Source organism: Paenibacillus rhizoryzae, assembly GCF_059686995.1.
In genome coordinates, this window is the sequence record NZ_JCAALT010000013.1 from 1 (window position 1) to 11,615 (window position 11,615).

The window sequence follows — 11,615 nt, forward strand, 5'->3', positions numbered from 1 at the left end:
CTCTGCGCCATTTAAATAAGCCTTCACGGCTTGATACTTCTCATCTTCAGTAAACTTACTCAAAAAAACACCCCACTTGTTAGATGAGTCTAACAAGTGGGGTGCAGTTCACGGGGAGTGGTCTTCCGAACGATTAGACCTGTACGGTCTTCTTCGATTAGACCTGTACGGTCTTCTTCCAATCGGCAGCGAATTTCTCCATGCCTTGATCCGTCAGCGGATGCTTGGAAATTTGCTCGATGACCGAGAACGGTATCGTTGCAATATGGGCGCCTGCCATCGCTACGCGAGTAACGTGATCCGGGTGGCGAACGGATGCAGCGATAATTTGCGCATCCAGGTTGTGAATACGGAACAACTCAGCAACCTTCGCGACCAATAGAACGCCGTCTTCGGAGATATCATCCAAGCGGCCAAGGAAAGGCGATACATAGGTAGCGCCTGCACGAGCGGCCAGCAGCGCTTGGTTCACGGTGAAGATCAGCGTTACGTTTGTTTTGACGCCTTTCTTAGTGAGGTAACGGCAAGCCTCTAAGCCGGCCAGCGTCATCGGAAGCTTGATGGTGATGTTCTTGTCGTGATTGTTGATCTTAATCAGTTCGTTCGCTTGCGCGATCATTTCTTCGGCTGTCAGCGCATCAGGCGTAACTTCGGCCGAAACGGATTCAACCTCAGGCACTAATTTTAGAATTTCTTCAATGCGATCCTCGAATTTCACGCCTTCTTTGGCAACCAAGGAAGGGTTGGTCGTTACTCCGGACAAGACGCCGATTTTATAGGCTTTCTTGATATCTTCTACATTGGCAGTATCGATAAAAAATTTCATGGTTACTAACCTCCATTATTGTATAGATAGATGTAGCAGCTTATCTCAGCAGTTCTTTCGCGACGCGTACTACGTTAGCCGTAGAGAAACCGAAGTATTCCAACACTTCTGTTCCAGGACCAGATGCACCGAAGGTATCAATCGATATATTCTTGCCGCTAAGTCCTGTGTAACGCTCCCAGCCAAGCGATATGCCGGCTTCAATGGAAACCCGCTTCGTTACGGAAGCAGGAAGCACGCTTTCCTTGTAGGCATCCGACTGGCGATCGAACAGCTCTCTGCTCGGCATGGCAACTACGCGAACGGACAGATTATCCTGCTCAAGCTCGGCTTTGGCGTTCACAGCCAGCGATACTTCCGACCCGGTCGCGATCAGAATGACATCCGGCTGGGCGTTCGTTTCAGTCAGCACGTAAGCCCCTTTAGCTACCGCATCAATATTGCCTTTGGTCGCTTCATAGATCGGAAGATTCTGTCTGCTCAGGATGAGCGCAACCGGGCCTTCCTTCTGTTGAAGCGCATAGGCCCACGCACTGGCTGTTTCATTGGCATCCGACGGTCTGATGACGGTCAGCCCGGGAATCGTGCGCAATGCAGCCAAGTGCTCGACAGGCTCATGCGTAGGACCGTCTTCGCCGACTGCGATGGAATCATGCGTGAATACATAAGTCAAAGGCAGCTTCTGCAGCGCCGCCAGACGAATCGCCGGGCGTAAATAATCGCTGAATACGAAGAAGGTGCTGACGAATGGTTTCACGCCTCCATGCAAGGCCATACCGTTGCCGGCTGCGCCCATCGCATGCTCGCGTACGCCAAAGTAGACATTGCGCCCTGAGTACGATCCCACTGCGAAGGTTTGTTCTCCGCTGATATCTGTCATCGTCGAATGCGATAGATCCGCGCTGCCGCCGAAGATTGCAGGTACGGTTTTCACAAAATGATTAATCGCGTTTCCGCTCGCAACACGGGTGGATACCGTTTTGGAGGAATCGAATGTAAGAATATCTGCTGCATCGATCAGCACCGAGCCGTCGATCACTTGCTCGAGTTCTTGTCCTTGTGCCGGGAACTTCGCTTTATAGGCAGCAAGCAATTGGTTCCACGCTTCTTCTTTGGCTTCGCCGTTACGTTTCAGCTGCTCGAAATGGGCTTTAACGTCTTGCGGAACCGTAAACTCTTCCTCATATTCCCAGCCATATACTTTCTTCGTGGCCTGCGCTTCTTCTTTACCAAGCGGATTACCATGTACTTTGTTAGTACCCGCTGCTTTACTGCCGTAACCAATAATGGTCCGAACCTCAATCAGTGTCGGCTGCGTTTCATTTTGTTTCGCCGCTTCAATAGCCGCAGTAATACGTGGAATATCATTGCCGTCTTCGACACGGATATACTGCCAATTAGCTGATTCTGCTCTCTTCTGAATATTTTCTCCAAATGAAAGATTTAACGCTCCATCCAAGGAGATGTCGTTGGAATCATACAATACGACTAGCTTGCCCAGTTTCATATGTCCGGCCATCGACATGGCCTCATAAGAAATTCCTTCCATTAAATCACCGTCGCCAACCAGTGCATACGTATGATGATCGACAACCGGGAAACCCTCTTGATTATATTTGGAAGCAAGATGCGCTTCAGCCATCGCCATTCCGACTGCCATCGAAATTCCTTGTCCAAGCGGTCCTGTCGTTGCATCAACGCCATCTGTATGGCCGTATTCGGGATGACCCGGCGTCTTGCTGTTCAGCTTGCGGAACTTTTTGAGATCATCGATCGAAACCTGATAGCCGGACAGATGCAGCAGACTATATAGCAAGGCGGAGCCGTGGCCCGCCGATAATACGAAACGATCGCGGTTAAACCATTTTGCATGGCTTGGATTATGATTTAACGATTTGGACCATAGCGCATAGGCCATCGGAGCAGCGCCCATTGGCAATCCCGGATGACCGGAATTGGCGCTGTTGATCGCGTCAATGGATAAGGTACGAATGGTATCGATGGCGAGTTGTTCAATTGTTTGTGATGTAAGCATAATGTTCCCCTTCCTCTTCCTGTGTTTCATTTTCATTTGCTGTATACTCATCGAACCACCAGTGATAGCCGTCCTCTGCCAATAACGCATCGGATGCGGCTGGTCCGTAAGTGCCTGCTTCGTAAGGATAAAGCGGAACTGTGTTCGCTTGGAAAGCATCCAAGATCGGTTGCACCCACTGCCAGGACAGCTCTACTTCATCCCAATGCGCGAAGAATTTAGGATCTCCGTTCAAAGCATCATGGATCAAGTTCTCATAGGCTTCCGGAGTATCTTCATGGCTTTCATGGAAGTCGATATGAATCGGCTTGAACTCCCCTTTATGCTTCGGATCCCTTGTGTTTAGCTGCAGCATAATCCCTTCGTCAGGACTGATCTCAAACACCAGAAGATTCGGCGCTTGAGTATGGTCCTGCGCTTGGGCATCCTTGGACGTCTCCTTCAACGGCTCCTTGAACTCAATGACAATCCGAGTCGATTTCTCTTTCATTCGTTTGCCTGTTCTTATATAGAAAGGAACGCCGCGCCAGAAGTAATCATCGATCTGCAATCGAGCCGCAATGAACGTATCATTCATGGATGTGCTGGAAATGCCAGGCTCTTCTAGGTAACCGACAACAGGCTTCCCTTGGATCGTTCCGGCTTTGTACTGACCCCGGATAATACTCGCGCTGATTTCCTGTTTCTGCACCGGCTCGAGTGCTTCCATGACTTTCTTCTTCTTGAAACGGACCATTTCCGAGTCGCTATGATTAGGAAGATGGCTTGCCAGCATCATCAGAAGCTGCAGCATATGGTTCTGGAACATGTCGCGAACAGCGCCAACATGATCGTAATAACCTGCTCTTTCCTCCACGCCGACCGTTTCATTGGCCGTAATTTGCACATTCGCAATGTAGCGATTGGTCCATAATGCCTGAAGAACCGGATTCGACTGCTGCAGAATTTCAAGCTTCTGCACCATCGGCTTGCCGAGATAATGATCAATACGGAAAATTTCTTCTTCGGAGAAAGCTTTGCTCAATTTCTGATTTAAATCCCGTGCGGATTGCAAATCATAGCCGAAAGGCTTCTCGATCACGAGACGCTTCTGGGCAGAGCCAAGCCCGCTTGCCTGGATATTAGCGGCGATGGTTTCGAAATGCTCAGGTCCCACCGACAAATAAAACATTCGATTCGGTTTCGAAATGCAAAGCTCTTGTTCCCGCTGCTCGATCACCTGCAGCAGCTTCCGGTAATCCTCAATTCGGCCTACATCCAGCACATTGTAGCGGAATGCCTGCAGAAAACGTTCAAGCCCAGCCGGATCTTGAACATCACGTCTCGAATACGTACGAAGCGACTGCTCGACATTCGAACGGAAAGTTTCGTTAGACAGCTCTCTTCGGCCAAGACCAATTAATGTGAAGGCCTCCGGCAGCTTTCCATCGATAAATAAGTTATATAAGGCCGGATATATTTTTCGTTTCGCTAGGTCTCCTGTTGCGCCAAACAGTACAAACGTGGTCGGTTCCATTTTTCCATACTCCTTCCAGTTAAAACGCTGGTATCTCTTCTGTACTTCCACTATAATACGAATTGCATCTATACAAGTAATACATATATTTCAGAGGAGCTATAGACCACGTCTATGACCAACAATTATGAGTTATATAAAGTTTTTTATTGGGCCGCGAAGACGGGCAGCTTAACTCAGGCCGCTAAGGCACTTTATATTACCCAGCCTAGCGTTAGTCATGCCATCAAACAGCTGGAAGACAGCTTTGGGATCACGCTGTTTTACAGAAATTCCAAAGGGGTTGCGCTTACGCAGGAAGGCAATTTGCTTTATTCCTATATCGAGCAGTCCCATATCTTGATCTCATTAGCGGAAGAGAAAATGGCCGCACTTAAAAATCTCGACAGCGGCGAACTCCGGATTGGCGGCAGCGATTCACTGTTTAAGCACTATATGCTTCCGTATTTGGAGGACTTCAATCGCAAACATCCCGGCATCCGGCTTCACCTAAATCATGGCACGACGCCTGAGGTTATTTCTTTTCTCAAGGAGGGCAAAATAGATCTGGGCGTTGTGCGGATGCCGATCGTCGATCCTCAGCTTGAGGTAAGGGAGAGTATTCAGCTGCAGGATTGTTTCGTAGCCGGGGCACGTTACGCGGAGCTTAAAGAGACGGTACTTTCCCTGGAGATGCTGCTTCAGCACCATCTCATCCTGTTCTCGCGCAATAGCCGGGCACGAATGGCGATAACGGAATTATTCCAAAACTATGGCTACACCCTTAAGCCTGAAATCGAAGTCGGCAGCGTGGACCTTCTGATCGAGTTTGCGAAGCGCGGACTTGGCATCTCTTACGTCACAAGAGAATTTGTGAAAAAAGAGCTCGAAGAGGGATCGCTCTTCGAAATTAAGCTCGACGTGCAGCTGCCGCCATCCCAAGTGGGAATTATGATTATGCGCAACATGCCGCTATCCATAACTGCCACTCGGTTTATCGAGTACTTCGAAAAGTTCCCGTTGCGAATAGATAGCAAAAAGTCCTGAACAAGTGGATTGTTCAGGACTTTTACGTTTACACGTCGTAATTGACGACGTAGTGATGCCGTTCGGTGTGGTAGTAACCTTCACTGTATTCGATCAACTGTCCGCTCTCGTCGTACGCATAACGCGACCGTTTGAGCAGCGGCGTCCCCCCCTCGATGTGCAGCGCCGCCAAGACGGAGGCAGGTGCCGCAGCCGATACGGAAAATTCATCGCGGTACTTGCTAATCGTAATACTCTGTTCTTCCAGTAAGTCGTACAGCGACTGCCCGCCTAGATCAGACAGTTCCATGCTCGCAGCCCGGCTCGATAAATAGTGGGTGTAATGTATGTAGGGTTCGCCGTTCAGCTGGTACAACCGCTCTACCCGCAAGCATTGCTCGCCGAACAGCTGATGCGCCATCGTTCCTTGATCGTTCGTGACAACCTTCGCAACGAGCAATTGCTTGCTAATCTGATGCCCATCCTCCACCAATACCTCTGTAAACCGCTTCAGCTTAGACAGCTTGGACGCGGATGTATTGCGGATGACCTTCGTCCCTTTGCCGCTGCCCGTCTCTACGTAACCGTCCTGCGCCAGCTCCTTGATGGCGTTTCGCACAGTAACCTTGCTGACTTGGAATTCTTGCTCCAGCTGCGGCTCCGAGGGGATGTTCGTCCCAACCGCATAGACGCCATGTAAAATCCGATCTTTCACGATGTTCGCGATTTGCGCGTATAACGGCTTCTTGCTTCGCGATAGTTTCATTAGCGGATCACATCTCCGTTCGCAAGCTCCGTCATCGCGCGCTCAATTTCGCGCGCCGACGACATCGGCGTATCTCCCGCAACCGTATGGGCGAGCATAGCGGCGGCGGACGCGAAGCGAACCGTCCGCTCCGGCTCGAAGGCGGAGAGCTCGCCATGGATGATGCCGCTGGCGAATGCGTCGCCTGCTCCGATTCTATCGTAGACGGCGAATGTGAGGGGCTCGGGGGCAACCGTCAAAGTGCCGTTCTTGAACATAAATCCGCGCAGCGAATGCGTGTTGTCACTGTTAATGGACCGATGCGTGCCCGCGATTACGGATAGGCCTGCGAATCGCTGAGCCACCTTCGGCAGCAGTTCCGTTAGCTGCTCCATACGATCCGTCTTGTCCGTCGACATGCCGAGAATGTGGATCATATCCCGCTCATTCATCATGACGATATCCGCTAGCGCCAGCATCTGTTCGTAATGGGGCTTCGCTTTGGCATAACCGTCGCCATCGCCCCAATGGGTCGGCCTGTAATTACAGTCGAAGACGACCGTCCCGCCGTTCCGCTTCACTGCTTCAGCCAGCTGAAACATATGCTGCCTGACTTCGTCGTTCATCGCCAGCGTAATCCCGCAGAAATGAAAAAGCTCGATACCCGATGTCGCAATCGCCTCATAATCATATGCACCGGATGGAGCCGTATTGAAACTGCTCCCCAGCCGATTGGCATACGTCACACGGCCGGGCCTCGCGCCGAATCCATTCTCGAGAAAATACATGCCGAGGTTATTACCGCCATGAACAACGAAATCCATCGATAAGCCCAGTTTACGCAGGTTCGCCGCAGCCGCTTCTCCAAGAGCGTTATCAGGCAGCCTCGATATGAGAAACCCTTCATGACCGAAACGCGCGAGTGCCGAAGCTATATTCACGCCGGTACCGGAGAATGAATAGCGCAGGCTGTCTGCTTGGGACAACAGTTCGTAGCCCGGCACCTGCAGACGCATCATAACTTCGCCGAAAGCGGCGATACGTATGCGATTAGCCATGGCGGTCAACCAGCTTCTTCATCAGCTCGAGCAGAACCCGCACATCCCGAACATTCGTTTTTCCGGTTGCTTTGTCGACGATAGAAGAATAAACATGCGGAATCACTTGCGGTACGCCGGCTTCAAGAGCGATGCGCAGAATGGGCTCGAAATTGTCCATATCGATACCGCCCGTCGGTTCGAGAGCGAACCCTTCTTCTCCGCAAGCCTTCGCAACCGCTCGCAGCTCATCCTCGCATTTCAAGCCATTCATCGGAAAATATTTGAGCGCTTTCCCGCCCATATCGCGAACGAGCGCGATTGCCGTCTTCACCGGCACGATTGCCTGCTCCGGCTGCGCAGCGCTGAATGGACCCGTTGAAATATTTACGAAGCCAACTTGGCCGGTAGGCGAAACAAGGCTGTTGATCCAGCCGTCTCTCTCACCTAAATTCGCACGGGTAGCGCCTACAGCAGGGAAAACCTGATTAATATGCGTTCCAGGATAAAACTTCGCGATCTGCGCAACAACCGCCGCCTGCCGATTATCCCCGGCGCCGAGTCCGATCGAGACCGCGTCATCGATCGCTTCGCCATATTGCTTCATCGCCGTAACGGCTGCTTCGACCGTGGGGTAGTCCTTCGAGAGGACGCCTACAAGCACATGGCCCTCCGCTGCATCGAACACTTCTTTCGCGTTCTCGACGCTGTTAGCCAGCACATTGAGGGCCGTGCGTCCATTATACAATCGTTTCGTCATGTTGGACATGTTAATTGCCTCCCGTAAGCGTACGAATTCTGGCTGCGATGACGTCCATGTCGTCACCTAGCAGCGGACGCGGATCGATATCGAAATAACCCTGCTTCACGCCATAATCCCGTGTGTAGATCGCGATGTCGCCGCCTTGCAGCCCTGCTACAACTGCCTTGGCCGTCATGCCGGATAACGCCGGATCGATCTGAATGCGCGCACGGAATATCGCGCGTCCCGCTTCATCCTGGACAATCGTCACGTTGACGCCCGGCTGCCCGTTCAGCGGCATAAGCATTTGCAGAGACGCCTTCTCCTGCTCGCTGTTATCTTGCTTGACCATATATTCCTCAAGTGCTTGGAGCAGCCCGAATGTCGTTTCCTTGCCGACTTTCATGCTGCGGCCAATCCCGTGCAGCTGCACTTTGACCATCTCAATATAGGCTCGTTTACCTCCGACGATACCGGAGGTCGGCCCTTCGATTGCCTTGGAGCCGCTATATATGGCGAGGTCCGAGACCTGCACGTATTTACGGACATCCTCTTCCGCAGCCGCATCCACGATAAGCGGGACTCCTTTGCGCTGCGCCACTTCCCAAGCTTCCTCAACGCTGATCATGTTCTTCTGCACCGCGTGATGGGACTTGACGTACAGAATCGCTGCTGTGCGCTCGCCGATCGCGTCTTCGATATGCTCGGATTTGCCTTCATTCGCATACCCGACTTCGACAAGCTTGCCTCCGCCCAGAAACACCATCGTCTCCACCGGCGCGCCGTACTGAACATTATGTCCTTTGAGAATAAGGATCTCATTCTTGGCGATTGGCTCTTGATGAAGCCGTTCACTCAGGCGCAGATTGCCTTGCGTAACGATACCCGCGACTGACAATGCAATGCCGCTCGACGCTGAATTGACGACGACCGCAGCTTCGGAACCGAGCACGTCCGCGATATGGTCGCCCGCCTTATCCACCAATTCGGCGATTTCCACATAGCGCTGTCCGCCCAGCTTCATCGCCTCCATAACCGTATCGGAAGGTGCCGACACACCGAGAATACTCATTCGCCCGCTGGCGTTAATAACACGCTTCAACCCATATTTAGCATTCAATGAATCGCCCATTCGCACATACTCCTCTAGCTATAATTTGATGCTCACCTTCGCGCGTATCTCCTTCGGAATCCATGAACGTCAGAAACTCATCATCCAAGGTGGAGAACAAAGTCAGGTTCGCCCGGTCTCCTGCTTGTATGCGGCCCAGCTCCGGTTTCCCGAGCCATTCGGCTGCATTCACCGTTACCGCTTCAATCACTTCGTTTAGCGAATAACCCAGACAGAGAAACTTCGACATGACATGCGCCAAACTATAAACTGGCCCCTGCTGCCTGTTCCCGCGATAAATGTCCGAGCTGATCGTATCGAAACGAATTCCGTTTCGCTTCGCCGCCTCTGCCGCCTTGAAGGAAAAGCTGGCTGTGCCGTGTCCGACGTCCATTCGAACGCCTCTCGCGATAGCCGCATTCAGCTCCGGAATCGGACTTCCGTCGTCGCTGAACAAATTGTTGCTTTTCCCGTTCAAAAAGTGCGTGACAACATCATTTCTCGCGAGCAGCGGTAGAATCTCTTCGATTCTAGGAGGAGCGGAACCGATATGAACCATCAAGGGCAAACCGGTTTCTACAGCCAGCTCCCTGGCCATATTCAAAGGCCGAATACCGTTGTCGCGAACGACGCTGCCGCTCATTCTGGCCTTCCAGCCTACGATGAAGTCGGGATAAGTTTGAACGGCTTGCAATGCAGCTGCTCTATCGAGCCAAGCCAGATCGGACAGCTCGTCGATCCGCTGCAAGCCAATCCTCGATACGTTCAGCAGCGCGAACATGGTCGTCATCGCTCTCTCGCGGCTTGCGGCCAATTCGCCGATTCGATCCGCGCCGCAGCTCCCGGCGTCAACAATGACCGCAACGCCTTGTTTTACGCCGATCTCGTCAATGTCATCCCCATACGGGTCAAGCTCCGGGAATGCATGAACATGAAGATCGATCCAACCGCTCGATACATACAAGCCGGAACAATCTATGACTCGCCCGGCAATGGAGGCATTGCCTGCCCCCGCTGCCGTTATTTCCGCTATGACGCCAGCCACGATCACAATATCGACTTGCCGACCATCCATGAGTGTTGCCCCGCGTAAAACCAAATGATCAGTCATCGTAAGCCCACCTTTATTTTTCCGAAACGACTAGCCAATCGTGTTTAGATTATAACGTTATAATGTTTAATCTACATGGAAACAAGTTTAGCGTCAACAAACATTATAATGTTTAAGTATTCCACTCTAATAAAAAATGCCCACCGTCCTATCGACGAGTGGGCATTCCTTATTAACTAGAACTGATAGCTGAGATTGCTCATGGAGCCATATTTGATTGGCTCATCGAATAAGACCCGAGCTTGCTGTCCCGGCATTCCGCTCCCAAGCGCGATGAGCAAAGGTACGAAATGTTCGGCACGAGGTACTGCTTTCTTGGCATGCGGGGCTAATGTTTCATAATTACTCAGTGCCTCGATGTCTCTTGCCAGCACTTTCTCGGTAATCCAATCCGTGAATTCTACGGCCCATGCGCGAGGCGGAGCATCCATGTTCCGATCGAACTCATTGAAGTTGTGCGTTAAGAAGCCGCTGCCGATTACGAGGATGCCATCCTTCTCAAGTCCCTGCAGCGCTTCCCCGATCGCAATCTGCTGTCTGGCAGGCAAGAAAGCATTTACGGAAACAGGAACAAGGGGTATATCGGCTTCCGGGTAAGCATGCCGCATAATCGGAAATACTCCGTGGTCGAGACCCCGATATTTACGCTGAACCGGAATGTTATGCTTGCGCAACCGTTCTTCCACCATGGACGCGACGATATTGGACCCTCTTGCCGGATACTGTACCTGGTAGTACTCGGGCGGAAAACCGTAATAATCGTATTCCATTTCATGAATGTCGTCCGTGGCCGCGATTGTTGTAATTTGGCTCTCGAAATGGGCGGAGAAGATAACGATCGCTTTGGGACGGACTGATTTACCGAAGCGATTCAAGAAAGCGGTAAATTCGGACTTCTCGAAAATCGTAAATGGCGAGCCATGCGCCAAAAAGACGGGCGAAAGCATATTGTGACCTCCTGAGTAGAGACATACCTATCCCCTTGAATGAATAGAACTATAGGCTTATAATATATTCTAGCTGCATTTTCGGGAAGTAGGCACATTCAAATAACCTAGTATCTAAAAAGTAACCATAGATAAACACTGGAGGAATTACAATGATGAACGATGGTGGGTGCAAAATCGAAACGGCGTTAGAAATTCTAGTCGGCAAATGGAAACCCGTTATACTCTTTCATCTTTTCGGCAACGGTACGATGAGATTTAGCGAGCTGCAGCGTGCCATGCCCGACATCTCCAAAAAAATGCTCACCTCGCAGCTCCGGGAATTGGAATATCACGATATCGTTCACCGGGAGGTCTACCGCCAGATTCCCCCGAAAGTGGAATATTCCATTACCGAATACGGTGCCAAAATGACGCCATTGCTGCAAGCGATCGGCAATTGGGGAATGGAGCATGTGCAGCATTTGAACGAGATGTATGGCGCTGACCGCGCGGTAGAGATATTCGAAACCAAAGAGAATAAGCTTGCGGGCAAGTAAC

General features: G+C 51.3%; 11 protein-coding genes. 2 read left to right on the top strand and 9 right to left on the bottom strand.

Going from position 1 to position 11,615, the window contains the following annotated elements:
* Nucleotides 1-157 precede the first annotated feature (157 nt).
* Genes fsa through zwf form a run of 3 tightly spaced genes read right to left on the bottom strand, consistent with a single transcriptional unit; the run spans nucleotide 158 to nucleotide 4,377 of the window.
* A complete protein-coding gene (fsa, locus tag AC6ESO_RS27250; RefSeq protein ID WP_494820237.1) occupies nucleotides 158-826 on the bottom strand; it encodes a fructose-6-phosphate aldolase in 669 nt (222 codons plus the stop codon).
* Nucleotides 827-866: 40 nt separating this feature from the next.
* Nucleotides 867-2,861, bottom strand: a complete 1,995-nt coding sequence (gene tkt, locus AC6ESO_RS27255; RefSeq protein WP_497094146.1) for a transketolase — start codon at nucleotides 2,859-2,861, stop codon at nucleotides 867-869.
* A complete protein-coding gene (gene zwf / locus AC6ESO_RS27260) occupies nucleotides 2,839-4,377 on the bottom strand; it encodes a glucose-6-phosphate dehydrogenase (protein WP_497094147.1) in 1,539 nt (512 codons plus the stop codon). Before zwf ends, tkt begins: the two co-directional genes overlap by 23 nt.
* 114 nt (nucleotides 4,378-4,491) lie before the next feature.
* On the opposite strand from zwf, the gene AC6ESO_RS27265 reads away from it, so the two are divergent.
* Nucleotides 4,492-5,403, top strand: a complete 912-nt coding sequence (locus tag AC6ESO_RS27265) for a LysR substrate-binding domain-containing protein (protein ID WP_494820240.1) — start codon at nucleotides 4,492-4,494, stop codon at nucleotides 5,401-5,403.
* 28 nt (nucleotides 5,404-5,431) lie between these two features.
* Here the strand turns inward: AC6ESO_RS27265 and AC6ESO_RS27270 are convergent, their stop codons facing one another.
* The 6 genes from AC6ESO_RS27270 to AC6ESO_RS27295 all read right to left on the bottom strand — a co-directional run bounded on the left by AC6ESO_RS27270 (nucleotide 5,432) and on the right by AC6ESO_RS27295 (nucleotide 11,075).
* Nucleotides 5,432-6,148: a GntR family transcriptional regulator gene (locus AC6ESO_RS27270; protein ID WP_497094148.1), complete on the bottom strand. Its 717-nt coding sequence runs from the start codon at nucleotides 6,146-6,148 to the stop codon at nucleotides 5,432-5,434.
* Nucleotides 6,148-7,185, bottom strand: coding sequence for a sugar kinase (locus tag AC6ESO_RS27275; RefSeq protein ID WP_497094149.1), 1,038 nt, complete (start codon nucleotides 7,183-7,185; stop codon nucleotides 6,148-6,150). The genes AC6ESO_RS27270 and AC6ESO_RS27275 overlap by 1 nt, the downstream gene beginning before the upstream one ends.
* Nucleotides 7,178-7,933 carry a 2-dehydro-3-deoxy-phosphogluconate aldolase gene (gene dagF / locus AC6ESO_RS27280; protein ID WP_497094150.1) on the bottom strand — a complete coding sequence of 252 codons (756 nt, stop codon included), beginning with the start codon at nucleotides 7,931-7,933 and terminating at the stop codon, nucleotides 7,178-7,180. The genes AC6ESO_RS27275 and dagF overlap by 8 nt, the downstream gene beginning before the upstream one ends.
* 1 nt (nucleotide 7,934) lies before the next feature.
* Nucleotides 7,935-9,038 (bottom strand): DgaE family pyridoxal phosphate-dependent ammonia lyase, encoded by a 1,104-nt coding sequence (locus AC6ESO_RS27285; RefSeq protein WP_497094151.1) that lies wholly within the window; start codon nucleotides 9,036-9,038, stop codon nucleotides 7,935-7,937.
* On the bottom strand, nucleotides 9,016-10,128 hold the full coding sequence (locus AC6ESO_RS27290) for an amidohydrolase/deacetylase family metallohydrolase (protein ID WP_497094152.1): 1,113 nt from the start codon (nucleotides 10,126-10,128) through the stop codon (nucleotides 9,016-9,018). The genes AC6ESO_RS27285 and AC6ESO_RS27290 overlap by 23 nt, the downstream gene beginning before the upstream one ends.
* A gap of 176 nt (nucleotides 10,129-10,304) precedes the next feature.
* Complete coding sequence (locus AC6ESO_RS27295) at nucleotides 10,305-11,075, bottom strand: DODA-type extradiol aromatic ring-opening family dioxygenase (protein ID WP_497094153.1); 771 nt, start codon at nucleotides 11,073-11,075, stop codon at nucleotides 10,305-10,307.
* Between the two features lie 155 nt (nucleotides 11,076-11,230).
* Between AC6ESO_RS27295 and AC6ESO_RS27300 the strand changes: the two genes are divergently transcribed.
* A complete protein-coding gene (locus tag AC6ESO_RS27300) occupies nucleotides 11,231-11,614 on the top strand; it encodes a winged helix-turn-helix transcriptional regulator (protein ID WP_475781864.1) in 384 nt (127 codons plus the stop codon).
* The last annotated feature ends 1 nt before the right edge of the window (nucleotide 11,615 follow it).